This window comes from Massilia sp. BAP21 (assembly GCF_057801335.1).
Genome location: NZ_CM173596.1, coordinates 3,177,790 through 3,202,303, shown reverse-complemented (window position 1 = coordinate 3,202,303; position 24,514 = coordinate 3,177,790). Strand labels below are relative to the sequence as shown.

Below are 24,514 nucleotides of genomic sequence, written 5' to 3'. Positions count from 1 at the left end.
TTAAGTCGGGTTGACGACGGTGTCGGCCGCCGCGTGTTCGAAGAAGGCGTCGACTTCGGCCAGGAAGGCGCGCTTCTGTTCGTCGTCGAGGAAGGCGGCGGCGAAGCTGTTGCGCGCCAGCTGGCGCGCATGCGAGACGTCCAGCGGCAGCGCATCGAAGGCGGCAATGAAGTTCTCGTTCAGGTAGCCGCCGAAATAGGCCGGGTCGTCGGAGTTGATGGTGACGGCCAGGCCCTTGTCGAGCAGGGTGCGCAGGTTATGCGCGGCCATCACGTCGAACACGCGCAGCTTGATGTTCGAGAGCGGGCAGACCGTGAGCGCCATCCGTTCGCGCACCAGGCGCTCGACCAGTTCGGGGCTTTCCAGGCAGCGCACGCCGTGGTCGATGCGCTCGACTTGCAAGACGTCGAGCGCGCTCTCGATATAGGCCGGCGGCCCCTCCTCGCCCGCATGCGCCACGGCGCGCAGGCCGAGCCCGCGCGCACGCTCGAACACGCGCGCGAACTTTTCCGGCGGGTGGCCGACTTCGGACGAGTCGAGGCCGACGCCGATGAATTTATCGCGGTGCGGCAGCGCCTGGTCCAGCGTGGCCAGCGCGTCGTCTTCGGACAGGTGACGCAGGAAGCACATGATCAGCGTGGCGCTGATCGGGCCTTCCTGGCAGGCACGCCAGATGCCGTTGATGACGGTCTCGAAGGGCACGCCGCGCGCGGTATGGGTCTGCGGATCGAAGAAGATCTCGGCGTGGCGCACGTTGTCGGCGGCGGCCCTGGCGAGGTAGGCCGCGGTCATGTCATGGAAGTCCTGCTCGGTGAGCAAAACGCTGGCGCCGGCGTAATAAATGTCGAGGAAGGATTGCAGGTCGCTGAAAGCGTAGGCCTGGCGCAACGCCTCGACCGAGGGATAAGGCAGCGATACACCGTTCCTTTGCGCCAGCGCAAAGATCAGTTCAGGCTCCAGCGAGCCCTCGATATGGATGTGGAGCTCCGCTTTCGGCATCTGTTGTAGGGTGGTGCGCAGTTGCTCGGTCAGCATGATTTTCTCCAGCTAAAGTCGGTATGATAGGGCTCGACCGGCAAGTGTACCGCATGCCGCCGCAGCCCTGTTTTCATTCGATAGGCGGGGTGAAGAACGGGCTGGAAACAGTATGCAGTATGCGTGCGCCACCTGTTGGCGGCATCGTGCACTATCGATTCGAGGCTTTTGACAACTCATCAGTTTGCACCGCGAAAACAGGGCGAAACAACCCTCTGGCGGGGTTCGCCCGAACCATTTTTCGCCCTTTTCCATACTGCCTGAAAAACCTTGTTTTTCCTTCACAATCAAAGACTTGTTGCTGTTACGGTCGTGCACACGATACTGCTTTGACTTCGAGAACGGATAGGCACATAATAAATTTCAGCAATACAAGAAGACTCTCCACAAAGGAAAAGCCGGTCACAAGCCGCCTATAACAAGAAGTTTTCGCCCGAGCCGCCGCCATTTGCGCGTCGCTACCCGGGGCGCCCGCTCATAACAAGGAAGTACGCCAAGAAAAAACGGGACTTGGCAGTCGGCATCGCTCCGACTGTCGTGACAGTGATCGTCGTTAGCAAACTAAAGGACATGCACATGACCATTTTTGACAACTACGCAGCCCGTTATGAGCGTACCCGGGAAGAAGAATATTCCCTGTCGGAGTACCTTGCCCTGTGCAAGAAAGACCCGCTGACCTATGCCAGCGCGCCCGAGCGCATGCTCGCGGCGATCGGCGAGCCGCAGCTGGTCGATACCCGGCTCGATCCGCGGCTGTCGCGCATCTTCGCCAACAAGGTCATCAAGATCTATCCCGCCTTTAAGGAATTCTACGGGATGGAGGAAGTCATCGAGCAGGTCGTCTCTTACTTCCGCCATGCGGCGCAAGGCCTGGAAGAGCGCAAGCAGATCCTCTACCTGCTGGGGCCGGTTGGCGGCGGCAAGTCTTCGATCGCGGAAAAGCTGAAACACCTGATGGAACAGGTGCCCTTCTACGCGATCAAGGGTTCGCCCGTGAACGAGTCGCCGCTGGGCCTGTTCAACGAAGAAGAAGACGGCGTCATCCTCGAAGAAGACTACAGCATCCCGCGCCGCTATTTGCGCTCGATCCCCAGCCCCTGGGCCGTGAAACGCCTGCACGAATTCGGCGGCGACATCAACAAGTTCCGCGTCGTCAAGCGCTATCCGTCGATCCTGAAACAGGTCGCGATTTCGAAAACCGAACCGGGCGACGAAAACAACCAGGATATCTCGTCGTTGGTGGGCAAGGTCGATATCCGCAAGCTCGAGGATTATTCGCAGGACGATCCCGACGCCTACAGCTATTCCGGCGGCCTGTGCCTGGCAAACCAGGGCCTGATGGAATTCGTCGAGATGTTCAAGGCGCCGATCAAGGTGCTGCACCCGCTGCTGACCGCCACCCAGGAAGGCAACTACAAGGGCACCGAAGGCTTCGGTGCGATTCCCTTCGAAGGCATCATCCTGGCGCACTCGAACGAATCGGAGTGGAAGAGCTTCCGCAATAACCGCAACAACGAGGCTTTCCTCGACCGTATCTATATCGTAAAGGTGCCCTACTGCCTGCGCGTGTCGGACGAGATCAAGATCTACGACAAGCTGATTCGCAATTCCTCGCTCGAGCGTGCCCCCTGCGCGCCGGGAACGCTGCGCATGATGGCGCAGTTCGCGATCCTGTCGCGCCTGAAGGACCCCGAGAATTCCAGCGTGTACTCGAAGATGCTGGTCTACGACGGCGAAAACCTGAAGGACACCGATCCGAAAGCCAAGTCCCTGCACGAATACGTCGATTATGCCGGCGTGGACGAAGGCATGAACGGCTTGTCGACGCGCTTCGCGTTCAAGATCCTGTCGAAGGTCTTCAACTTCGATAACACCGAAGTCGCGGCCAATCCGGTACACCTGCTGTACGTGCTGGAACAGCAGATCGAGCGCGAGCAATTCCCGCCGGAGCAGGAACAGCGCTACCACTCGTATATCAAGGAACACCTGGCACAGCGCTACGTCGACTTCATCGGCAAGGAAATCCAGACCGCCTACCTGGAAAGCTATTCCGAATACGGCCAGAACATCTTCGACCGTTACGTGACCTTTGCCGACTTCTGGATCCAGGACCAGGAATTCCGCGATCCGGACACCGGCGAAAGCTTCGATCGCGAATCGCTGAATGCCGAGCTGGAAAAAATCGAGAAGCCGGCCGGCATTTCGAACCCGAAGGATTTCCGCAACGAGATCGTCAACTTCGGCCTGAGGGCACGTGCCACCAACGGCGGCAAGAACCCGGCCTGGACCAGCTACGAGAAGTTCCGCACCGTCATCGAGAAAAAAATGTTCTCGAATACGGAGGAACTTTTGCCGGTTATTTCGTTCAATGCCAAGGCCAGCGCCGAGGATGCGACCAAGCACGCCGACTTCGTCAACCGCATGGTCGAAAAGGGCTACACGGCCAAGCAGGTACGCCTGCTGTGCGAATGGTATCTGCGCGTGCGGAAATCCTCGTGATGGCATGACGGAACGGGCGCCCGCCTCTGGCGCCTGTTTCGGGAAGGAAAGTCGAGGCGCTGCCGGCTGGCATCCCAAGCCTGGCATGCGCATTTTTGACGACCCTGCCAGCCGTGCGCACCCCTCATGCGCACGGGGAGGATTAAGATAGGGGTGCCGCGCAGGCGTTGACACAACTGCCGGCCCGCCCCGAATTTCAGCAGGAGGCATGTTTTGACTTACCTCATCGACCGACGCTTGCAGGGCAAGAACAAGTCCGCCGTCAACCGCGAACGCTTCCTGCGCCGCTACAAGGCGCAAATCAAGGATGCGGTCGGGCGCGCCATCAAGGGCCGCTCGATCACCGATATCGAGAACGGCGAAAAGGTCTCGATCCCGGTCAAGGACGTCAACGAACCTCATTTCGGCCATGCCCACGGCGGCGTGTGGGAAACCGTCAATCCCGGCAACACCGAATACCAGAAAGGCGACCAGTTCAACCGCCCGCGCAGCGGCGGCGGCGGCTCGGGGCGCGGACGCGCCGGCAACAGCGAGCAAACGGTCGAGGACGATTTCATCTTCGAACTCTCGCGCGAAGAATTCATGAACTACTTCTTCGAGGATCTTGAACTGCCGAACATGGTCAAGACGCAATTGACCCAGACGATAGACTTCAAGACCCAGCGCGCCGGCTACAACGTGTCCGGCACCCCCTCGAACATCCACGTATTGCGCTCGCTGCGCGGCGCCCTGGGCCGGCGCATCGCCGTCGGCGGCCCGAGCCGGCGCGAACTCGAGCGCGCCAAGGAAGAACTGCAGGCGCTGCACGAGCAGGAAGTGAGCGAAGACGATCCGCGCGTGATCGAATTGCGGCGCCAGATCCACCACTACCACACCCGTATCAATGCGATTCCCTTCATCGACCCCTTCGACCTGCGCTACAGCAACCGCATCAAGGTGCCGAAACCCAGCACCCAGGCCGTGATGTTCTGCATCATGGACGTCTCGGGCTCGATGGACGAAACCCGCAAGGACACGGCCAAGCGCTTCTTCATCCTGCTATACCTGTTCCTGAAGCGCGTGTACGAACGCATCGACGTCGTCTTCATCCGCCACCACACGGCCGCGGCCGAGGTCGACGAGGACGAATTCTTCCACTCGCGCGAATCCGGCGGCACTGTGGTGTCCTCGGCCCTGCACCTGCTGCAAAAGGTGATCGGCGAACGCTATTCCAGCGCCGACTGGAACACCTACGTGGCCCAGGCCTCGGACGGCGACAACTGGGACAACGATTCCGTGCTGTGCAAGCAATTGCTGAGCAACGGCATCATGCCGAAAGTCCAGTACTACACCTATGTCGAGATCACCGACGGCCCGCCCCAGAATTTGTGGGAGCAATATACCGAAGTGGCGGCCCACCACCCGAATTTCGCCATGCAGAAGATCGTGACGCCGGCCGACATTTATCCGGTGTTCCGGGAGTTGTTCAAGAAACAGCCGAAATAGGCGGGGAGCCCTTCGCTAACCGCCCTACTATATATATAGGCACGCATATGCCAGACGACCGTACCCCCAACCCCAGGGCCCTGCCCGAACAGTCGGAGTGGACCTTCGACCTGATCGAACAGGCGCATGAAGAAATCCGCCGGGTCGCGCAGAAGTTCGGCCTCGACACCTACCCGAACCAGCTCGAGATCATCACCGCCGAGCAGATGATGGATGCCTACACCTCGGTCGGCATGCCGGTGTCGTACAACCACTGGTCCTTCGGCAAGCATTTCCTCACGACCGAGAAAAGCTATAAACGCGGGCAGATGGGCCTGGCCTACGAAATCGTCATCAACTCGAATCCCTGCATCGCCTACCTGATGGAGGAAAACAGCCTGACTATGCAGGCGCTGGTGATCGCCCACGCCGCCTATGGCCACAACTCCTTCTTCAAGGGCAATTACCTGTTCCGTACCTGGACCGACGCCGAGGCGATTGTCGACTACATGGTGTTTGCCAAGAACTACATTGCCGAATGCGAGCAGCGCTATGGCATCGACGCGGTGGAAGACCTGCTCGATTCCTGCCACGCGATCCAGAACTACGGCGTCGACCGCTACAAACGGCCGGCGAAACTGTCCGTGGCCCAGGAAGCGGCGCGCCAGAAAGAGCGCGAAGAGTATGCGCAGTCGCAGGTGAACGCCCTCTGGCGCACCGTACCGCGGCGCGAGGAAGAGGAACGGAATACCCCGCCGCCGCGCTTCCCCATCGAACCCGAGGAAAACCTGCTGTACTTTATCGAGAAGTACGCGCCGCTGCTCGAACCCTGGCAGCGCGAACTGGTGCGCATCACGCGCAAGATTTCCCAGTACTTCTATCCGCAGCGCCAGACCCAGGTCATGAACGAAGGCTGGGCCACCTTCTGGCACTACACGATTTTGCAGGAACTACATAAAGAGGGGATCGTTGGCGACGGCTTCATGCTCGAATTCCTGCAAAGCCATACCAACGTGGTCTTCCAGCCGGCGGCAACCAGCCCGTATTACTCCGGCATCAATCCGTATGCCCTCGGATTCGCGATGATGAGCGACATCCGCCGCATCTGCGAGAACCCGACCGATGAAGACCGTTCCTGGTTCCCGGACATCGCCGGCAGCGACTGGCGCAAGACCCTGGACTTCGCGATGCGTAATTTCAAGGACGAAAGCTTCATCGCCCAGTACCTGTCGCCCAAGCTGATCCGCGACTTCCATTTCTTTGCCGTGCTCGACGACGACCGCAGCGACAAGCTGACCATTTCCGCCATTCACGACGAAGCCGGCTACCGCTACGTGCGCCAGCAGCTTGCCGAACAATACAATATCGGCAACCGCGAGCCCAACATCCAGGTCTGGCAGGTGAACACCCGCGACGACCGCGCCCTGACCCTGCGCCATACCCAGTTCCAGCGCCGCCCCCTGAACGGCCAGGCCCAGGAGGTGCTGAAGCACGTGGCCCGGCTCTGGGGTTTCGACGTGCGCCTGGAAACCGTCGACACCGCCGGCCATGTGGTGAGCTTCCTCGATTGCCGGCGCGAGAAACGCAGCCGCTGACCGCACTCTGCCTTCCCATCCCTCCAAAACCGAGTCCGAAGGCACGAATTCTCAGGAATTCGTGCCTTTTTGCAACTCTTCTACTGAGCCATATCAATAAGTTGTATCGACATCATCGGGGCTCATGCCCATGCCCCGTGCACGCTATTGCTGTGTTACCTAACGCACGCCCCACTTTGGTGAAACTGGCTATAGTTTGCAAAAAGCTCAGCATTGCACTATATGATATTTGCTAAGCAGCAAATATGGCGTGCAAAATTCGGTCTAGGTGCTGGTCTTTCCTGATGTTCTACAGTTGATACCGAAACAAGGTGGTTTCTTGTAATTTTTGCTAGCATTTGAGTGCGCTTTTTTGCACAGTGAGAGTGCGGCCGGATGAGCTGTATTGCTTGTTTTTACAGGCATTTACGTGCGTTTCAGGGCCTCAAAAATACCTGTGCAAAAAAGAATTCGTAGGTATAATTCGCCGATGTCCCGGATGCGGCCTTGTCTTTTCGTCGTGTTTTGTGGGTTTAGTAGCAACAAAAAGAGTTGGTATTGGAGAAAGCAGGCATGAATTTTTCACATGATAAGGAACCGGGGAAGAATCTCACTGGTATCACCATTGTGGTCCTGTTGCACGTCCTGGTCGCCTGGGGGATCATTAATGGTCTCGGTACGAAGGTGATCACGAAGGTGCAGGAAGCAGTGGAAACCAAGCTGATCGAAGAGGTGAAGCCGCCTCCTCCACCAGAAACCCCGCCGCCGCCGCCGCCGCCGGAAATGAAGGCACCGCCACCGCCATTCATCCCGCCGGTCGAGGTCCAGGTGCAGCAACCGCCGCCGCCGCAAAACACCATTGTAGCCGCGACGAACACGCCGCCACCGACGACCAACCTGGCACCACCGGCACCACCGGCTCCGCCAGCTGCGCCTCCAGGCCCGGCACCGGCACCGGTCAGCACCCCGGCAGTCGCAGACTTCAGCAGCTGCGCCAAGCCAGAGTATCCGAAGTCGGCAGCACGTAACGAAGAAGAAGGTACGACGACGCTTTCGTTCCTGATCGGTGTGGATGGCCGCGCAATCGACTCCAAGGTCACGAAATCGAGCGGTTCGCGTGATCTGGACAGGGCCGCTCAGGCAGCCATCGGCAAGTGCCGTTTCAAACCGGCCGTCGTTAACGGTCAGCCTCAGCAGGCATGGGCTCCAGTTCAGTACGTCTGGTCGCTGGACCAATAAACCGAGACAGCTCACCGTCTCACATTATGATTTTCGTTGTCATCTGATCAGCGAACTGTCTATTTTATATTTCTGGAGGAAGCATGTTTAAGAATACCCGTTTGTCCGCTGTTCTGGCGGCTGTCCTGTTCTCGGTTACGGCGGCATCGGCCCTGGTCTCGGCACCGGCCTTCGCTGACGCACCGGCTGCAGGCGCAGAAGCCCCGGCGGCAACCGCTCCGGCCACCGACGCCGCTGCCGCTCCGGCCGCTGACGCCGCCGCCGCTCCTGCAGGCGACGCAGCCGCTCCGGCCGCTGCCGCTGGCGAAAAAGAAGAAGTCCACAACCCGTACGGCTTCCAGGCCATGTGGGAAGAAGGCGACTTCGTCAACAAGGGCACCATCATCATCCTGTCGCTGATGTCGATGGGTTCGTGGTACATCATCATCACCAAGCTGATCGACCAGTCGAAGATCATGCGCCAGTCGAAGGAAACGTCGTCGAAGTTCTGGAAAGCCAACTCGATCGCTGCCGGTTCGGCCGCGCTGAAAGAAGGTTCGCCATTCCGCTTCATCGCTGAAACCGGCACCAAGGCAACCCAGCACCACGACGGCGCCCTGCTCGAGCAGATCGACCTGTCGACCTGGGTGACCATGCAGATCCAGCGCGCAGTGGACCGCGTCCAGTCGCGTCTGCAAGATGGCCTGTCGTTCCTGGCAACCGTTGGTTCGACCTCGCCGTTCATCGGTCTGTTCGGTACCGTCTGGGGCATCTACAACGCGCTGACCAACATCGGTATGTCGGGTAACGCGTCGATCGACAAGGTTGCAGGTCCTGTGGGTGAAGCACTGATCATGACCGCCTTCGGTCTGTTCGTTGCAGTTCCTGCCGTTCTGGGCTACAACTGGCTGGTCCGCCGCAACAAGTCGGCCATGGAAGACATCCGTTCGTTCAGCGCCGACGTGCACTCGGTCCTGATCTCGGGCGCGATGAACACCTCGGAAGCCGCTCGCGCTGCTGCGTCGGCCAAGAAGATCGGCTAATACCCGGTCCGTCTAACAAGATTGGATAAATTATGGGAATGAGTGTCGGCTCCGATTCCGGAGATGATGATGCCGTGATGTCAGAAATCAACACGACGCCGCTCGTCGACATCATGTTGGTTCTTCTGATCATCTTCCTGATCACCAGCCCGGTGGTCCTGCAGCTGCAAAAAGTGAATCTGCCGGCGGAAACGAACCAGGTCACCAAGACCGCGCCGGAAGACATCAACATCACCGTCAACAAAGACGGCGAGATGTACTGGAACCAGACGCGCATCGCGAACACGGACGAGCTGTTCAAGTTCTTCGCGGAGCAGTCGGTGAAAGTGCCGCAACCTGCAGTGAAGGTGCGTGGCGACCAGACCACTCGATACGAATCGATTGGCCGGGTCATCTACACGGCACAGCGTGCTGGGGTGCAAAAGGTCGGTTTCGTTATCGAACCACCTGACAAGGGCGGCTGACAAGCCAACCAGTGAACCGGGCTTCGGCCCGGTTCGCGCCCGCCTCCCCAACATTTGAAAAGGAAACACCATGGGTATGAACGTAGGTTCAGGCTCCGCCAAAGGAGCTGATCCGGAACCGATGATGGAAATGAACATGACCCCCTTGATCGACGTTCTGTTGGTCTTGATTATCATGTTGATTATCACGATTCCGAAGCAAAACCACTCGGTCAATCTGAACATGCCGGTCGGCACCCCGCCGCCGCAGACTGAAGAGCCCCGAGTCGTCACGATCGACGTGGACTTCGACGGTACCGTTCTCTGGGACGGCCAGGCAATCCCGGATCGTGCGACCCTGGAAGCCAAGATGAATGAAGTGGCAGCCCAGCCCAACCAGCCGGAAGTGCACCTGCGTCCGAACAAGCTGGTCGAGTACAAGGTTGTTGCCGGTGTCATGGCTACCGCCCAGCGTCTCGGCGTCACCAAGATCGGCATGGTCGGTAACGAGCAGTTCCAGTAACCGCACCAGGTTTGACCAACACGGCAGGGTTTCCCTGCCGTGTCCATTTCCAAAGAGGATTTTCGACACATGAGCAAATTCCGTCTCGCACACCTCGGCCTCGCACTGGCCGCCCTCGGCTTCACCGCAGCAACTCCCGTCATTGGCCTGGCCCCTGTCCACGCGGCAGAAGCCGTGCGCGCCGAGATCGGCAAACCGCTGCAGGCAGCCCAGGCGCTGATGAAACAGGGCAAGCACAAGGACGCCCTGGCAAAACTGCGCGAAGCGGACAAGGTGTCCAACAAGACCGCCAACGAAAGCTTCCTGATCGAGCGCGTCCGTGCCTCGGCAGCCTCGTCGGCCGGCGACTACGACACCGCCGCCAAATCCTTCGAAGCCCTGATCGCTTCCGGCAAGCTGTCGGCCAGCGAACGCGGCCAGTTCTCGGAAGGCCTGATCGGCATCTACATGCGCGGCGGCGACCTGAACAAGGCAAACGAAGCCATCCAGCGCCAGCTGAAGGACCGCGACGATCCGAAACTGCGCGCCTACCTGCTGCAGAACTATTACAAACAGGGCAATGTCGCCGCCCTGGAATCCGAGCTGCGCGCCGCCGAGAAATCGGGCCGCATGAACGAAGACATGCTCGGCATGCTGGCTAACATCCAGCTGAAAAAGAACGACAAGGTCGGCTACGTCAACACCATCGAGAAGCTGGCCGCCAGCTATCCGAAGGCCCAGTACTGGAACGACCTGCTGAACCGCGTCCAAGGCAAACCCGGCTTCTCGGGCCGCCTGGCCGTCGACGTCTACCGCCTGAAGCTGGCCAACAACCTGCTCAAGAAGCCGAGCGAGTACATGGAAATGGCCCAGCTCGTGCTGCAGGCCAAGGCCCCGGCCGAAGCCCTGAAGATCATCGACAAGGGCTACAAGAGCGGCGCCCTGGGCACCGGCCCCGACGCAGCCCGTCACCAGCGCCTGAAGGACCTGGCCGAGAAGACCCTGGCTGACCAGAACAAGGGCATCGCTGCCCTGGAAGCCGAGTACACGGCGGCCAAGGACAACGACAACCTGGTTGGCCTCGGCTACAGCATGGTGCAGTCGGGCCAGGCCGACAAGGGCCTGAAACTGATGGAAAGCGCCATCAAGGCAGGCGGCCTGAAGTACCCTGACGAAGCCAAGCTGCGCCTGGGCGAAGCCTATGCCGCTGCCGGCAAGAAGCAGCAAGCCATCAGCACCCTGAAAACCGTGGCAGGCAAGGACGGCACCGCCGACCTGGCACGCTACTGGATCATGGCGATCAACAAGCCGCTGGCTTGATTGTTCAACTGCTTTGATGCGTGACAGCGCCGCCCTTCGGGGCGGCGTTTTTTTGTGGGCCGAAGTCGAACAGCATGCTAGTCCGTGGCGCCCGCCAATGTGCTGGCGTTACCCGTACGGTGGGCACTCTGTGCCCACCGTACGATTAAGCTAACGCAGAGAACCCGTAAGGATGAGCGCGACAGCACGTTCACATCCCACCTCCCGCCCTCTTCCGCTATGCAACAAGCCGATACCGTATAATCAGGTATTTCACCCCGGATTGACGGGCGAGCATGGCACTCTGGAACCAATGAAGGTATTTCGCGGACTTCCCAATGACCAGGCGCGCGCACCCTGCGCCCTCACGATCGGCAACTTCGACGGTGTCCACCGCGGACACCAGGCCTTGCTCGCGCGCGTGCGGGCGGCTGCCGACAGCCTCGGGCTGGAAGCGGCCGTGATGACGTTCGAACCGCATCCGCGCGAATACTTCGCGCGCCGCGCCAACGATTTGAGCCGCGCACCGGCGCGCATCGCCAACCTGCGCGACAAGCTCGAGGCGCTGGAACACGGCGGTATCGACCGCGTCATCGTCGAGCATTTCAACGAACACTTTGCCGCCATGTCGCCGCAGGAATTCACCGAGCGCGTGCTGGTGGAAGGCCTGCACGTGAAATGGCTGATGGTCGGCGACGACTTCTGCTACGGTGCCAGGCGCGCCGGCAATGTCGCGATGCTGATCGAAGCGGGAAAACGCTACGGCTTCCAGGTTGAAACCCTGCCCACGGTGCGCGAAGGCGAACAGCGCATTTCTTCGTCGGCGGTGCGCGCGACCCTGGCTGCCGGCGACCTCGCGGCAACCCACGGGCTGCTCGGCCACCCCTACTCGATCTCGGGCCACGTTATCCACGGCCAGAAGCTCGGCCGCACGCTCGGCTTCCCGACCCTGAACCTGCGCGTCATGCACCGCCCCGCCCTGCAAGGCATCTTCGTGGTGCAGGTGCACGGGCTGACCGATGCGCCGCTGCCGGCGGTCGCCAGCCTGGGCGTGCGTCCGACCGTCGAGGACGCCGGCCGCATGCTGCTCGAGGTACACATCTTCGACTACGCCCAGTCCTGCTACGGCAAGCTGGTGCGCGTGGAGTTCCTGCACAAGCTGCGCGACGAAGAAAAATACGTCGACCTGCCGACCCTCACCGCCGCCATCGACCGCGACGCCGAGCAGGCCCGCGCCTGGTTCGCCCGCCGCGACGCGGGAGGCCAGCAAAACGGCGGCAGCGAAACAGCACGCGCCGGCGCCCTCACCGCCACCGACCGAATTTGACGCGCAAGGCCTCCGCCCAGCGCGGCTGCCTGCCTGGCGCGACCAGCGTCGCCATGCCAGCGTAGCCAACACCGAATACTCCTACTGAAAAAAGCATATGTCCGAAAACAGCAAACCCGTCCAGAATGCCCCTGCCCAGAAAGGCACCAAGAAGCCTGAGAGCAAATACCCGGTCAACATGACCGACACTCCCTTCCCGATGCGCGGCGACCTCGCCAAGCGCGAACCGGGCTGGGTGAAACAGTGGCAGGACAAGCAGATCTACAAGCGCATCCGCAAGGCAGCCGCCGGCCGTCCGAAGTTCATCCTGCACGACGGTCCGCCGTATGCGAACGGCGACATCCACCTCGGCCACGCCGTGAACAAGATCCTCAAGGACATGGTCGTCAAATCGCGCACGATGGCCGGCTTCGACGCGCCGTATGTGCCGGGCTGGGACTGCCACGGCATGCCTATCGAGATCCAGATCGAAAAGCTGTACGGCAAAAATCTTCCTACTGCGGAAGTTCTTCAAAAGGCACGCGCCTACGCCCTGGAACAGATCGACCGCCAGCGCGCCGGTTTCATCCGCCTGGGCGTGCTCGGCGAATGGGAAAACCCCTACATGACCATGGCTTACGGTAACGAGGCCGACGAGCTGCGCGCCCTCGGCAAGCTGCTCGACAAGGGCTATGTCTACCGCGGCCTGAAGCCGGTCAACTGGTGCTTCGACTGCGGTTCGGCCCTCGCCGAAGCGGAAGTCGAATACCAGGACAAGCGCGACCCGGCGATCGACGTCGGCTTCCCGTTCGCCGAACCGGAAAAGCTGGCAGCCGCCTTCGGCCTGCCGCAACTGCCGACGAACAATGGCTTCATCGTGATCTGGACCACCACCCCGTGGACCATTCCGTCGAACCAGGCCCTGAACGTGAACCCGGAAGTGACCTACGCGCTGGTGCAAGCCGAGCGCGATGGACAAGCCTTGCTGCTGATCCTGGCGCAAGACCTGGTCGCCGCCAACCTCGAACGCTACAAGCTCGAAGGCCAGGTCATCGCCACCACCACGGGCGCCAAGCTCGAAGGCATCCGCTTCAAGCACCCACTGCACGCGCAGGACGCCTTCTACGACCGCACTTCGCCGGTCTACCTGGCCGACTACGTGACTACCGACAGCGGTACCGGCGTGGTCCACTCGGCCCCTGCCTATGGCCTGGAAGACTTTATCTCGTGCAAGGCGCACGGCATGAAGGACGACGAGATCCTGACCCCGGTGATGGGCGACGGCCGCTTTGCGAGCAGCCTGCCGCTGTTCGGCGGCATGACCATCTGGGAAGCCAGCAAACCCATCTGCGACGCCCTGCGCGGCGCCGGCGCCCTGTTCGAACTCAAGATGTTCGATCACAGCTACATGCACTGCTGGCGCCATAAGACCCCGATCGTCTACCGCGCCACCAACCAGTGGTTCGCCGGCATGGACATCACGCCGAAGGACGGCGGCGCCACCCTGCGCGAAACCGCGCTGGCCGGCATCGAGAAGACCCAGTTCTTCCCGGACTGGGGCCAGGCGCGCCTGCACGGCATGATCGAGAACCGTCCGGACTGGACCCTGTCGCGCCAGCGCCAGTGGGGCGTGCCGATGGCCTTCTTCATCCACAAGGAAACCGGCGCCCTGCACCCGCGCACGCCTGAGCTGCTCGAGCAGGTCGCCAAGCTGATCGAACAGAACGGCATCGACGCCTGGCAGGCGCTCGACCCACGCGAGCTGCTGGGCATTGATGCCGACATCTACGAGAAGAACAAGGACACGCTGGACGTCTGGTTCGACTCGGGCGCCACCCACCAGACCGTGCTGCGCGGCTCGCACAAGGAGCAGTCCGCCTTCCCGGCCGACCTCTACCTGGAAGGCTCGGACCAGCACCGCGGCTGGTTCCACTCGTCGCTGCTGACTTCGTCGATGCTCAATGGCGTGCCGCCGTACAAGGCGCTGCTGACCCACGGCTTCACGGTCGACGAAAACGGCAAGAAGATGAGTAAGTCGCTGGGCAACACGCTGGCGCCGCAAAAGATCTCGGACAGCCTGGGCGCCGATATCCTGCGCCTGTGGGTGGCCTCGACCGACTACACCGGCGAACTGGCGATCAGCGAAGAAATCCTCAAGCGCGTCACCGAAGCCTACCGCCGCATCCGCAACACGCTGCGCTTCCTGCTGGCGAATACCTCGGACTTCGACCCGGCAGTGAACGCCGTGCCGCTGGCCGAGATGTTCGAGATCGACCGCTACGCGCTGGCCGAAACGGCGCGCCTGCAGCGCGATATCGCCGCCCACTTCGAGCGCTACGAGTTCCACCCTGTGGTGTCGCGCCTGCAGAACTTCTGCTCGGAAGACCTGGGCGGCTTCTACCTCGACATCCTGAAGGACCGCCTGTACACGACTGGCGTGGATTCGGTTGCGCGCCGCTCGGCCCAGACCGCGCTGTGGCACATCGCCCACTCGCTCTTGCGCGTGATGGCGCCGATCCTGTCGTTCACGGCCGAGGAAGCCTGGGCCGTGTTCGCGGGCCAGCAGACCTTTGCCGACAGCGACGAGACCATCTTCACCCAAACGTTGTGGAACTTCCCGGAGCAGGCCGATGCCGAAGCGCTGTTGGCGAAGTACACCCAGCTGCGCGCCGTGCGTGCGGATGTGACCAAGCAGCTGGAAGAAGTGCGTGCCTCGGGCGCCATCGGTTCCTCGCTGCAGGCCGAGCTGACCATCAAGGCGGCCGGCGAGAAGCACGACCTGCTGGCCAGCCTGGACGACGACCTGAAGTTCGTCTTCATCACCTCGCAGGCCAGCGTCGAGCAGGCTGCGAACGAGGCAGAGGAAAGCGTGCAGGTGACGCCATCGGAAGCGCAGAAGTGCGAGCGCTGCTGGCACTACCGCCGCGACGTCGGGGTCGACCACGCGCATGCTGGCCTGTGCGGCCGCTGCGTGGCGAACCTGTTCGGCAAGGGCGAAGCACGCCGTTTCGCGTAAGCTGTCGTCAAGCAACCGCCATGTCTTACCCGGCATGGCGGTTTTTTTACACCTGATTCCTTAATCTTTCGCAAACAAGCCCATGGCAACCAAGAAGAAACCAGGCATTTCCACGATCCACAAATCCGGCGCCGGCATCGCCCCATGGCTGGGCATCGCCCTGCTGATCGTGCTGGTCGACCAGCTGACCAAGATCACCGTCTCGAAGCTGTTCACCTATGGCGAGACCCTGCCGGTGACGAGCTTCTTTAACCTGGTGCTGGTGTATAACCCGGGCGCGGCCTTTTCCTTCCTGGGCGACCAGGGCGGCTGGCAGCGCTGGTTCTTCACCGCGATTGCCATTGGCGCGATCGGCTTCATCCTGTATCTGCTCAAGCGTAACGCCGGCCAGCGCCTGTTCTGCTGGTCGCTGGCCCTGATCCTGGGCGGCGCCGTGGGCAACGTGATCGACCGCGTCGCCTACGGCCACGTGATCGACTTCCTCGACTTTTACTGGCGTGGCTGGGGCCACTTCCCGGCCTTTAACGTGGCCGACATCGGCATCTCGATCGGCGCCGCGCTGTTCATCCTGGACGAGCTGCGTCGCGTGAATAAAAACTGAGCAAGAACTGAACCAACACTGAAGGAGGCTGACATGAGCATGGACTTGCAGGGCAAGAAAATCGTCCTCGGCCTGTCCGGGGGCGTGGCCTGCTACAAGGCGGCCGAACTGTGCCGCGCGCTGACGAAACAGGGTGCCAAAGTGCAGGTCGTGATGACCGAAGCGGCGACCCACTTCATCGGTACGGTTACCATGCAGGCCCTGTCGGGCAACACGGTCTGGACTGACCAATGGGACCCGCGCATGCCGAACAACATGGCGCACATCGACCTCACGCGCGGCGCCGACGCCGTGCTGATCGCGCCCTGCTCGGCCGACTTCATCCGCAAGCTCGCCCACGGCGCCTGCGACGATTTGCTCTCCACGCTGTGCCTGGCGCGTCCGCACGGCGTGCCGCTGCTCGTCGCCCCGGCGATGAACGTCGAGATGTGGCAGAACCCGGCCACCCAGCGCAATATCGCCACCTTGCAGGGCGATGGCGTCTGCATCTTCGGCCCGGCGGCCGGCGAGCAGGCCTGCGGCGAGGTCGGCCTGGGCCGCATGCTGGAACCCGAGCAATTGCTCGAGGAATTGGTCGCTTCGTTCCAGCAGAAAGTCCTGGCGGGCAAGCGCGTCCTGATCACGGCCGGCCCGACTTTCGAGGCGATCGACCCGGTGCGCGGCATCACGAATCTGTCCTCGGGCAAGATGGGCTATGCGATCGCCCGCGCGGCGCGCGAAGCCGGCGCCGAGGTGACGCTGGTGTCCGGCCCGACGGCCCTGGCCACGCCGCACGGCGTGCGCCGCATCGACGTGCTGTCGGCCGCCCAGATGCACAACGCGGTGATGGCGGGCGTCGAAGGCCAGCATGTGTTCATCGGCGTGGCGGCGGTGGCCGACTGGCGCGTGGCGAATGCCAGCGAACAGAAGCTCAAGAAGCAGGAAGGCGGCGCCCCGCCCCAGCTGGAATTCGCCCAGAACCCGGACATCCTGGCCGCGGTGGCGGCGACCACTTCGCTGTCGGGCTGGCCCTACTGCGTCGGCTTTGCGGCGGAGTCGGAAAACCTGGTCGAGTACGGCGCCGCCAAGCGCGAAAAGAAGGGGATTCCTCTGCTGGTCGGCAACATCGGCCACCACACCTTCGGGCAGGATGAGAATTCCATCGTCCTGTTCGACGACAGCGGCCACACCGTGCTGCCGCGCGCCGACAAGCTCACGCTGGCGCGCCAGCTGGTGTCCGAAATCGGCAAGCGCCTCGAACAGCGCTCGCTGCTGACTTAAATTCACCGATTCACGAAGTAACACGCATGAAGACCATCGACGTCAAAATCCTCGACCCGCGCATGAAGGAACTGCTGCCGGCCTATGCAACCCCCGGCAGCGCCGGCCTCGACCTGCGCGCCTGCATCGATGCGCCGCTCGTCATCGAGCCGGGCCAGACCGTCCTGATCCCGACCGGCCTGGCAATCCATGTCGCCGATCCGGGTTATGCGGCAATGATCCTGCCGCGCAGTGGGCTCGGCCATAAGAACGGCATCGTTCTGGGCAATCTGGTAGGCTTGATCGACTCCGACTACCAGGGCCAGCTCATGGTGTCGACCTGGAACCGCGGCGCTGCCAGCTTCACGCTGCAGCCGCTCGACCGTCTGGCCCAGCTGGTGATCGTGCCTGTCCTGCAGGTTGGCTTCAACGTGGTAGAGGAGTTCGCATCCAGCGAACGGGGCGCCGGCGGGTTCGGCAGCACCGGAAAACAATAACCCGAGGAGGACCATGATCCGCATCCATCGCCTGCGCCCTGCGGCGCTGGCCGTTACCGTCGCCGCGCTGCTGAGCGCCTGCGCCACGCCAGGCCCCGGTGGCCAGACCGGCGGCTTCCCGAATGCCGCCACCGAAACACCGCAGGCCCAGCCGCTCACCCCGCAAATGGCCGCCGCGGCCGACACGCTCACCAAGATGGCGGCGCTGCAGGACCGCCTATACCGCGTGGCCGCGCCGCTGCTGATCGACAATGCCGAGCTGTGCACGCGCCACGCGCGCAACCTGCTCGGCTTTACCGCCAAGAACCGCTACTCCTACCCGGGCGAATACAACGAGGCCGCGCACGTGGCCTTCGGCATGGATGAACGCCTGCAGGTAACCGGCGTGCTGGCCGGCAGCGGTGCGGCGAAAGCCGGCCTGCGCCTGGGCGACGGCCTGGTCTCGGCCGGCGGCAAGCCGCTGCCGACCGGGCCGACCGCCCCGAGCACCGTCGGCGCCGTGTTCGGCCCGCTGGTGGCGGCGCAATCGAATCTGCCGTTCACGATCGAGCGCGACGGCCGCACCCGCGAGCTGACCATCCCGGTCACGCGCGCCTGCAGCTTTGCCATCGAACTGGGCAATGCGGACAACGTGAACGCGTATGCCGACGGCGGCCGCGTCATGGTCACGCGCGGCATGATCGCCGTGGCGAAGAGCGACGACGAGCTGGCCTACGTGCTGGCGCGCACCATGGCGCACAACATGCTAGGCCACCCGGCGGCGCAGCGCAATTCGGCCACCATCGACAGCGTGATCACCAACCTCACGCGCGTGACGCCGGACCTGTCGATGCTGAACGGTTCCGCCGGCATCAAGGCCATGCCGGCCGGATCGGACGCGGCGGCGGACCGCCTGGCGATTTACCTGCTGGCGCGCGCCGGCTACAACATCGAAGGCGTGTCGGCATTCTGGAAGCGCTTCGCGGCGGCCTACCCGGCCAGCGTAGCGAACGGGCATACCGCGAACCACCCGGGCATGGCGGCAAGGCTGGCGGCGATCGATGCGGCGGTGGCGGATGTGAAGGCGAAGCGGGCGGCGAAAAGGGCGATTGCGCCTTGATCGTTGGAGGCCGCGGGTCCTTCATGGGATGCGGCCGGGTTGGCACGTTTTCACGTTCAAATCGCGCCAACATGACGCATCGTTCCGCGTGGGCACGGGGTGCCCACCGTACCGGTGATGTTCTCGATTCTTGGCAAGTATTGCTGGCTTCAACCGTACGGTGGGCACTTTGTGGTGCTGGCATTTAGCCAGCCCCACTGCCCACGCGAACATCTGCGCCGTGTTGGCCATGTTCAGGCCGCACAGCCTTCGCCCCGCCTGCGCATCCAAAGGAAAGACCCGCCGTCCCATCCTCCCCGCCGACACCCTGCCCGCTTTTTTTGTATGATTGTCATCCATACTCCACAAGCGCCAGCAGCGCCAGCCCCTGAACCATGGACAGCCTCGACCTCGACGTACTGAAAACCGCCGCCAGCTGGATCGCCGCGGGCCACCGCTGCGAACTGGTCACGGTGATCAAGACCTGGGGCTCGAGCCCGCGTCCGATCGGCGCCACCCTCGCCGTGCGCGACGATGGCCGCGTGATCGGTTCGGTCTCCGGCGGCTGCATCGAGGACGACCTGATCGAGAACGTGCGCGCCAAGGGCATCTCGCCCGAGGCCAAACCGCACATCGTCAGCTACGGCATCAGCGCCGACGACGCGCACCGCTTCGGCCTGCCCTGCGGCGGCACCATCGAGCTGGCCATCGAACCCTTGAGCGCCGCCAGCGGCATCGGCGAACTGCTGCACCGCCTCGAAGGCGGCGAACTGCTGGAACGCCGCATCGACCTGAACACGGGCGTGGTCACGCTCAGCCCGGCCGCTCCGAACGCCGTGCTGCGCGTCGAGCACGAAGCCCTGGTCACCGTGCACGGCCCGCGCTGGCGCCTGTTCATCATCGGCGCCGGTCCCTTGTCGCGCTTCCTGGCGCAAGTGGCCAGCGGCATGGATTACCGCGTCATCGTCTGCGACCCGCGCGAGGAATACCGCGCCGACTGGAATGTGCCGGGCGTGGAGCTGGTGCACGCCATGCCCGACGACCTGGTCATCGAATCGCGCCTCGACGCCCGCTGCGCCGTGGTGGCGCTGACCCACGACCCCAAGCTCGACGACCTGGCCCTGATGGAAGCGCTGAAGTCCGACGCCTTTTATGTGGGCGCGATCGGCTCGCGCGTCAACAATGCGCGCCGCCGCGAGCGCCTGAAACTGTTCGACCTGGACGACGAACAGCTCGACCGCCTGCACGGTCCGATCGGCCTGTATATCGGCAGCAAGACCCCGGCCGAGATCGCGATTGCCATCCTGGCCGAAATGACGGCCATCAAGAACGGCGTGCCGCAAGCGATGCTGGTGCCGCACGCGGCCGCGCCGCAGCCGGCCGGCACCGACATCTGCGCTAGCTAAGTACCCAACCGGAAATAAATGTGAATTTTGGCAAACAGAACCGGATGCGGTGCAAGGCGGCGAGCGCGCCGCAGTGCGAGCACTGCAAGCACGAGCCAACGCAGCAACGCGCCGGTTATGGCAGCCAAAAACACATTTATTTATGGGTGGGTACTTAAGGCAAGCGGCTACAATTCCAGAGCAATAACAGGGATGCGCGCCACGGCAGCGCGCGTCACGATGCGCCTTTGTCCCTGCCTTTGCCGACAATAACAACATGAACACCTCGAATTTCCTGCGTCTGCTGCTGCTGGCCGCCATCTGGGGCGGCTCCTTCCTCTTCATGCGCATCGGCGCCCCGGTGCTCGGGCCCGCCGTGCTGATCGAATACCGGGTGCTGTTCGCCGCCCTGTTCCTGGCACTGGTCGGCCTGGTGCTGCGCAAGCGCCTCGACATCCGCGCCAACTGGAAGCATTACCTGATGCTGGGCTTCTTCAATTCCGCCCTGCCCTTCCTGCTGTTCGCCTGGGGCGCGCGCACCCTGAGCGCCTCGGTGCTGTCGGTACTGAACGCCACCGCGCCGATGTGGGGCGCCCTGCTCGGCGCGCTCTGGGGCCGCGGCACCATCACGCCGCGCACCGGCCTCGGCCTGGTGCTGGGCACGGCCGGGGTGGCGCTGCTGGTCGGCTTCGACGATGTGTCGACCCGCCCGGGCGCGGCGTTGGCCGTGGCTGCCGCGCTGGCGGCGGCGCTGTGCTACGGCATCGCCAGCCTGTACGCCAAGTCGGCCAAAAGCGTCGATCCGTTCGCGAATGCCCATGGCACCATGTGGGCGGCGGCCCTGTTCGTGCTGCCGGCGCTGCCCTTCTTTCCTGCACCGGCAACGCCCACGCCGGGCGTCTGGGCCGCAGTGCTGGCGCTGGGCGTGCTGTGCAGCGGCATCGCCTACCTGATCTACTTCAAGCTGATCGACGATGTCGGCCCGACCTCGGCGCTGACGGTGACCTTCCTGAACCCGGTGTTCGGCATCCTGTGGGGCGCGCTATTCCTGGGTGAAGCGGTGGGCTGGCATACGCTGGCCGGGTCCGGCATCGTGCTGGTCGGCACGGCCCTGGTGACCGGCTTCGTGCCGCGCCTGGGTCGCACCGCAGTGGCCCGCGCAGGCAAGTAATGTCCACGCAAACCTTGTCCCTGGCGCTGCCGCTGCAATACCGGGTGGACGAGGTACTCGCCTTCCATGCGCGCGATGCGGAAGGGTTGGCCGAACAGGTCAGCGGCCGCACCCTGCGCAAGGCGGTGCTGCTGGGCGGGGTGCCGCTGCTGTTCACCGTGGACTTCCTCGATGACGAGGCGCGCTGCCGCATCGAGGCGGATGGCGCGCTCGACGCGGCCACGCAGGCACTTGCCGGGGAAGCGCTGCGCAGCATGCTGGCGCTGCGCATCGATCCGGCACCGTTTGCCGCATTCGTGCGCGGTGATGCCTTCTTCGGTCCGCTGGTCGAGCGCCTGCCGGGGCTGCGCATCGTGCAGTCGGCGACAGTGTTCGAGGCGCTGACCTGGGCCATCATCGGCCAGCAGATCAATCTGCCGTTTGCCATCGGCTTGCGCCGGACTTTCATCGCGCAGGCGGGCCGGCCGCACAGCAGCGGGCTGTGGTGTTATCCGGAGGCCGCGGACGTTGCCCGGCTCGCGCTCGACACGCTTACCAGCCGCAAGTTTTCGCGCGCGAAGGCGGAAACGCTGTTGCGCGTGGCGCGCATGGTGGCCGATGGCGAACTCGATGTGCGTTTGAACGACGATCCGCAGGACAGCGTGGCGCAACTGCTGGCGATCAAGGGCATCGGACCCTGGACGGTGAACTACACGCTGCTGCGCGGCTATGGCTACGCGGATTGTTCGCTGGAGGGAGACGTGGCGGTGCGCAGCGCCATCGGGCGGGCGCAGGGCATGGCGGAGAAGCCGTCGATTGCGCAGGCACAGGACTGGCTGGCGGCGTATGCACCGCACCGGACCATGGCGGCGGCGTATTTGTGGGCGAGTTTGTAGTGGGAACGGTGGGGACGAGTCCCCGCCCTACAAACCCTATTCAACACCAGCGCGGCAGGCCTTCGAGATGCTGGGCGCCTTCTCCCGAGAACCGGATCAATTGCGACAAGGGCACCGTGGCCAGGTTTTCGCGCCCGTAGTGCCCGCCGAGCGCGCTCGGGATCTTGAGGCAGTAGGTGCGGTCTTCGGTGAGCGGGCCGAGCGTGGATTCGGCCAGGTCCACCAGTTCCGGCATGTACCAGTCGTTCAGGAAATCCTGGTTATAGGACAGGGCATCGAATGCGGCGCGGTCTTCGGCCACCGGTTCGCAGCACAGGTCTTGCGGGCGCAGGCGCCAGTAGCTGCCGTCGGCGTCGCGGATGATCAAATTGCCGAAGGCATTGGCGCCCAGCACTTCGACGGCGGTCAGCCCCACCCAGCCCCAGGCCTCGTTGATGTCGTCAACAGTAATCATGGTCGAGTCCGTTGTTTGCTGCAATCAGCATGGAATCACCGGCGCGCTGCGTTTCTACAGCCGAGCCAGTCTCCAGTTCGACAATACCGGGCTCGGCAAGTGCCGTGGAAACGCAGTGTATTTGATTTACATCGAGTGTTTTTCCGGACGGAAAACGAAAAAGCCGCTGATCCCAAGGAATCAACGGCTTCGAATTTGGTTGCGGGGACAGGATTTGAACCTGTGACCTTCGGGTTATGAGCCCGACGAGCTGCCAGACTGCTCCACCCCGCGTCTGATGAAATGAATTATACGCGGCTTCGGCCGTTTAGGCAAATGCAATCCTCCGCCGATGTGCGATTGCAGCACACACGCTTCTTCCGGTGGCCAGGCGGATCGCCACTGCCGGGCTGCACTCGCGGCACAGCCGGGGCCATTCGGTGTAAAGTAAGCACACGTCCATTTTCGTCACTATCTATGAAATTCTGTTCCGAGTGCGGCCACGCGGTCGCGCTGGCCATCCCCGAGGGCGACAACCGGCCGCGCCATGTGTGCTCGCAGTGCGGCACCATCCATTACCAGAACCCGAAGAACGTGATCGGCACCATTCCAGTCTGGGAACACGAGGGCCAGCTGCAGATCCTGCTGTGCCGGCGCGCCATCGAGCCGCGCTACGGCTACTGGACCCTGCCGGCCGGCTTCATGGAAAACGGCGAAACCACGGGCGAAGCCGCCGCGCGCGAAACCGAGGAAGAAGCCGGCGCCAACATCGAACTCGGCCCCCTGTTCGCCCTGCTGAACGTGGCGCACGTGCACCAGGTCCACATGTTCTATCTGGCGCGCCTGGTCGACCTCGATTTCCATCCCGGCGAGGAAAGCCTGGAAGTGCAGCTGTTCACCGAAAGCGACATTCCCTGGGACGACCTGGCCTTCCCGACGATTCGCAAGACGCTGGAACTGTTCTTTGCCGACCGCGTCAAAATGCGCGAGGGCGGGAAGGACGTGGGCCATGGCGTGCATACCCACGATATCGTTCGCCCGATGATCGCCCCACGCGAACCCGACTGAGCAGCGAGGCCGCATGATCCCCTGGCTCGAGGCGCATACGCCCTTCCCCGATGTGTCCGAGGCGCTCACCATCGATGCGCCGGGCCTGCTCGCGGCCGGCGCCGACTTGTCTCCGCAGCGCCTGCTGCAAGCCTACCGCAACGGCATCTTTCCCTGGTTTTCCGAAGGCCAGCCCATCCTCTGGTGGAGCACCGACCCGCGCATGGTCCTGTACACCGACCATTTCAAGGTCAGCGACAGCCTGAAGAAAACCTTGCGCCGCGTCGAGCGCAGCCGTACCGGTGGCGGCCCCTGGCAGGTGCGCTTCGACAGCGACTTCGAGGCCGTGATGCGCGCCTGCGCCGCCCCTCGCAAGGACGGGCCCGGCACCTGGATTTCCGAGGACATCATCGCCGGCTATGGCGGCCTGCACGAGATGGGCCATGCGCACTCGTCGGAAGTCTGGCTCGACGGCGAACTGGTTGGTGGCGCCTATGGCGTGTGCATCGGCCGCATGTTCTATGGCGAATCGATGTTCGCGCGCGTCACCGACGCCTCGAAGGTGGCGCTGGCCTACCTGGTGTCCTTCCTGCGCGCGCACGGCGTGCGCATGATCGACTGCCAGCAGGAGACCGGCCACCTGGCCTCGCTGGGCGCGGCGCCGATCGCGCGCAGCGCCTTTTTGCAGCATCTGCGTTCGGCAATCCGCGAACCGGCGATCGAACATTGGGAAGTGGCCGCTCCGTTGAGCACTTAGAACCTATCCTAGTAGGGAGGAGGAAGTTGCTG

General features: G+C 62.9%; 21 protein-coding genes and 1 tRNA gene. 19 read left to right on the top strand and 3 right to left on the bottom strand.

Going from position 1 to position 24,514, the window contains the following annotated elements; all coding sequences use genetic code 11:
- Entirely contained in the window at positions 1–1,035 is a 1,035-nt protein-coding gene (locus ACWYRN_RS14075) for an adenosine deaminase (protein WP_488688182.1), read from the bottom strand.
- A gap of 576 nt (positions 1,036–1,611) precedes the next feature.
- Between ACWYRN_RS14075 and ACWYRN_RS14070 the strand changes: the two genes are divergently transcribed.
- The 17 genes from ACWYRN_RS14070 to ACWYRN_RS13990 all read left to right on the top strand — a co-directional run bounded on the left by ACWYRN_RS14070 (position 1,612) and on the right by ACWYRN_RS13990 (position 22,245).
- On the top strand, positions 1,612–3,534 hold the full coding sequence (locus ACWYRN_RS14070; RefSeq protein ID WP_488688180.1) for a PrkA family serine protein kinase: 1,923 nt from the start codon (positions 1,612–1,614) through the stop codon (positions 3,532–3,534).
- Positions 3,535–3,747: 213 nt separating this feature from the next.
- Complete coding sequence (locus ACWYRN_RS14065) at positions 3,748–5,019, top strand: YeaH/YhbH family protein (RefSeq protein ID WP_488688179.1); 1,272 nt, start codon at positions 3,748–3,750, stop codon at positions 5,017–5,019.
- A 47-nt stretch (positions 5,020–5,066) separates the two neighbouring features.
- Positions 5,067–6,593 (top strand): SpoVR family protein, encoded by a 1,527-nt coding sequence (locus ACWYRN_RS14060; protein WP_488688177.1) that lies wholly within the window; start codon positions 5,067–5,069, stop codon positions 6,591–6,593.
- Positions 6,594–7,145: 552 nt separating this feature from the next.
- On the top strand, positions 7,146–7,811 hold the full coding sequence (locus ACWYRN_RS14055) for an energy transducer TonB (protein ID WP_488688175.1): 666 nt from the start codon (positions 7,146–7,148) through the stop codon (positions 7,809–7,811).
- Positions 7,812–7,894: 83 nt separating this feature from the next.
- Positions 7,895–8,833 (top strand): MotA/TolQ/ExbB proton channel family protein, encoded by a 939-nt coding sequence (locus ACWYRN_RS14050; protein WP_488688173.1) that lies wholly within the window; start codon positions 7,895–7,897, stop codon positions 8,831–8,833.
- A 32-nt stretch (positions 8,834–8,865) separates the two neighbouring features.
- A complete protein-coding gene (locus tag ACWYRN_RS14045; RefSeq protein WP_488688172.1) occupies positions 8,866–9,297 on the top strand; it encodes an ExbD/TolR family protein in 432 nt (143 codons plus the stop codon).
- A gap of 70 nt (positions 9,298–9,367) precedes the next feature.
- Positions 9,368–9,799 (top strand): ExbD/TolR family protein, encoded by a 432-nt coding sequence (locus ACWYRN_RS14040; RefSeq protein WP_229438308.1) that lies wholly within the window; start codon positions 9,368–9,370, stop codon positions 9,797–9,799.
- 69 nt (positions 9,800–9,868) lie between these two features.
- Positions 9,869–11,098, top strand: a complete 1,230-nt coding sequence (locus ACWYRN_RS14035) for a tetratricopeptide repeat protein (protein WP_488688171.1) — start codon at positions 9,869–9,871, stop codon at positions 11,096–11,098.
- Between the two features lie 292 nt (positions 11,099–11,390).
- Positions 11,391–12,404 (top strand): bifunctional riboflavin kinase/FAD synthetase, encoded by a 1,014-nt coding sequence (locus tag ACWYRN_RS14030; protein ID WP_488688170.1) that lies wholly within the window; start codon positions 11,391–11,393, stop codon positions 12,402–12,404.
- 97 nt (positions 12,405–12,501) lie between these two features.
- Entirely contained in the window at positions 12,502–15,399 is a 2,898-nt protein-coding gene (gene ileS / locus ACWYRN_RS14025; protein WP_488688169.1) for an isoleucine--tRNA ligase, read from the top strand.
- A gap of 82 nt (positions 15,400–15,481) precedes the next feature.
- On the top strand, positions 15,482–16,000 hold the full coding sequence (gene lspA, locus ACWYRN_RS14020; protein ID WP_488688167.1) for a signal peptidase II: 519 nt from the start codon (positions 15,482–15,484) through the stop codon (positions 15,998–16,000).
- Positions 16,001–16,039: 39 nt separating this feature from the next.
- Entirely contained in the window at positions 16,040–17,260 is a 1,221-nt protein-coding gene (gene coaBC, locus ACWYRN_RS14015; RefSeq protein WP_488692819.1) for a bifunctional phosphopantothenoylcysteine decarboxylase/phosphopantothenate--cysteine ligase CoaBC, read from the top strand.
- A gap of 26 nt (positions 17,261–17,286) precedes the next feature.
- The gene (gene dut / locus ACWYRN_RS14010; protein ID WP_488688166.1) at positions 17,287–17,736 is read left to right on the top strand and encodes a dUTP diphosphatase; all 450 of its coding nucleotides are present in this window, start codon (positions 17,287–17,289) and stop codon (positions 17,734–17,736) included.
- A gap of 13 nt (positions 17,737–17,749) precedes the next feature.
- Positions 17,750–18,835 carry a M48 family metallopeptidase gene (locus ACWYRN_RS14005; RefSeq protein ID WP_488688164.1) on the top strand — a complete coding sequence of 362 codons (1,086 nt, stop codon included), beginning with the start codon at positions 17,750–17,752 and terminating at the stop codon, positions 18,833–18,835.
- A 374-nt stretch (positions 18,836–19,209) separates the two neighbouring features.
- Positions 19,210–20,220 (top strand): XdhC family protein, encoded by a 1,011-nt coding sequence (locus tag ACWYRN_RS14000; RefSeq protein WP_488688162.1) that lies wholly within the window; start codon positions 19,210–19,212, stop codon positions 20,218–20,220.
- A gap of 256 nt (positions 20,221–20,476) precedes the next feature.
- A complete protein-coding gene (locus tag ACWYRN_RS13995) occupies positions 20,477–21,370 on the top strand; it encodes a DMT family transporter (protein ID WP_488688161.1) in 894 nt (297 codons plus the stop codon).
- Positions 21,370–22,245 carry a DNA-3-methyladenine glycosylase 2 gene (locus ACWYRN_RS13990; protein WP_488688160.1) on the top strand — a complete coding sequence of 292 codons (876 nt, stop codon included), beginning with the start codon at positions 21,370–21,372 and terminating at the stop codon, positions 22,243–22,245. Before ACWYRN_RS13995 ends, ACWYRN_RS13990 begins: the two co-directional genes overlap by 1 nt.
- A gap of 40 nt (positions 22,246–22,285) precedes the next feature.
- Here the strand turns inward: ACWYRN_RS13990 and ACWYRN_RS13985 are convergent, their stop codons facing one another.
- Together ACWYRN_RS13985 and ACWYRN_RS13980 are read right to left on the bottom strand one after the other, a co-directional pair.
- Positions 22,286–22,699, bottom strand: coding sequence for a T6SS immunity protein Tdi1 domain-containing protein (locus ACWYRN_RS13985; protein ID WP_229438298.1), 414 nt, complete (start codon positions 22,697–22,699; stop codon positions 22,286–22,288).
- A gap of 196 nt (positions 22,700–22,895) precedes the next feature.
- Positions 22,896–22,972: transfer RNA gene (locus ACWYRN_RS13980), tRNA-Met, on the bottom strand.
- Between the two features lie 183 nt (positions 22,973–23,155).
- On the opposite strand from ACWYRN_RS13980, the gene ACWYRN_RS13975 reads away from it, so the two are divergent.
- Positions 23,156–23,746 (top strand): NUDIX hydrolase, encoded by a 591-nt coding sequence (locus tag ACWYRN_RS13975; RefSeq protein WP_488688158.1) that lies wholly within the window; start codon positions 23,156–23,158, stop codon positions 23,744–23,746.
- Positions 23,747–23,759: 13 nt separating this feature from the next.
- A complete protein-coding gene (gene aat, locus ACWYRN_RS13970; RefSeq protein ID WP_488688156.1) occupies positions 23,760–24,482 on the top strand; it encodes a leucyl/phenylalanyl-tRNA--protein transferase in 723 nt (240 codons plus the stop codon).
- Positions 24,483–24,514: the final 32 nt, after the last annotated feature.

What these genes read in the sequence shown, in the direction of transcription:
- aat (WP_488688156.1), top strand. Translation starts at nt 23,760, where the DNA reads ATGATCCCCTGGCTCGAGGCGCATACGCCCTTCCCCGATGTGTCCGAG.
- ACWYRN_RS14045 (WP_488688172.1), top strand. Translation starts at nt 8,866, where the DNA reads ATGGGAATGAGTGTCGGCTCCGATTCCGGAGATGATGATGCCGTGATG.
- ACWYRN_RS13985 (WP_229438298.1), bottom strand. Translation starts at nt 22,699, where the DNA reads ATGATTACTGTTGACGACATCAACGAGGCCTGGGGCTGGGTGGGGCTG.
- ACWYRN_RS13995 (WP_488688161.1), top strand. Translation starts at nt 20,477, where the DNA reads ATGAACACCTCGAATTTCCTGCGTCTGCTGCTGCTGGCCGCCATCTGG.
- ACWYRN_RS14075 (WP_488688182.1), bottom strand. Translation starts at nt 1,035, where the DNA reads ATGCTGACCGAGCAACTGCGCACCACCCTACAACAGATGCCGAAAGCG.
- ACWYRN_RS14050 (WP_488688173.1), top strand. Translation starts at nt 7,895, where the DNA reads ATGTTTAAGAATACCCGTTTGTCCGCTGTTCTGGCGGCTGTCCTGTTC.
- ACWYRN_RS13990 (WP_488688160.1), top strand. Translation starts at nt 21,370, where the DNA reads ATGTCCACGCAAACCTTGTCCCTGGCGCTGCCGCTGCAATACCGGGTG.
- ACWYRN_RS14005 (WP_488688164.1), top strand. Translation starts at nt 17,750, where the DNA reads ATGATCCGCATCCATCGCCTGCGCCCTGCGGCGCTGGCCGTTACCGTC.
- ACWYRN_RS14040 (WP_229438308.1), top strand. Translation starts at nt 9,368, where the DNA reads ATGGGTATGAACGTAGGTTCAGGCTCCGCCAAAGGAGCTGATCCGGAA.
- ACWYRN_RS14000 (WP_488688162.1), top strand. Translation starts at nt 19,210, where the DNA reads ATGGACAGCCTCGACCTCGACGTACTGAAAACCGCCGCCAGCTGGATC.
- ACWYRN_RS13975 (WP_488688158.1), top strand. Translation starts at nt 23,156, where the DNA reads ATGAAATTCTGTTCCGAGTGCGGCCACGCGGTCGCGCTGGCCATCCCC.
- ACWYRN_RS14055 (WP_488688175.1), top strand. Translation starts at nt 7,146, where the DNA reads ATGAATTTTTCACATGATAAGGAACCGGGGAAGAATCTCACTGGTATC.
- ACWYRN_RS14035 (WP_488688171.1), top strand. Translation starts at nt 9,869, where the DNA reads ATGAGCAAATTCCGTCTCGCACACCTCGGCCTCGCACTGGCCGCCCTC.
- lspA (WP_488688167.1), top strand. Translation starts at nt 15,482, where the DNA reads ATGGCAACCAAGAAGAAACCAGGCATTTCCACGATCCACAAATCCGGC.
- ileS (WP_488688169.1), top strand. Translation starts at nt 12,502, where the DNA reads ATGTCCGAAAACAGCAAACCCGTCCAGAATGCCCCTGCCCAGAAAGGC.
- ACWYRN_RS14070 (WP_488688180.1), top strand. Translation starts at nt 1,612, where the DNA reads ATGACCATTTTTGACAACTACGCAGCCCGTTATGAGCGTACCCGGGAA.
- ACWYRN_RS14030 (WP_488688170.1), top strand. Translation starts at nt 11,391, where the DNA reads ATGAAGGTATTTCGCGGACTTCCCAATGACCAGGCGCGCGCACCCTGC.
- dut (WP_488688166.1), top strand. Translation starts at nt 17,287, where the DNA reads ATGAAGACCATCGACGTCAAAATCCTCGACCCGCGCATGAAGGAACTG.
- coaBC (WP_488692819.1), top strand. Translation starts at nt 16,040, where the DNA reads ATGGACTTGCAGGGCAAGAAAATCGTCCTCGGCCTGTCCGGGGGCGTG.
- ACWYRN_RS14060 (WP_488688177.1), top strand. Translation starts at nt 5,067, where the DNA reads ATGCCAGACGACCGTACCCCCAACCCCAGGGCCCTGCCCGAACAGTCG.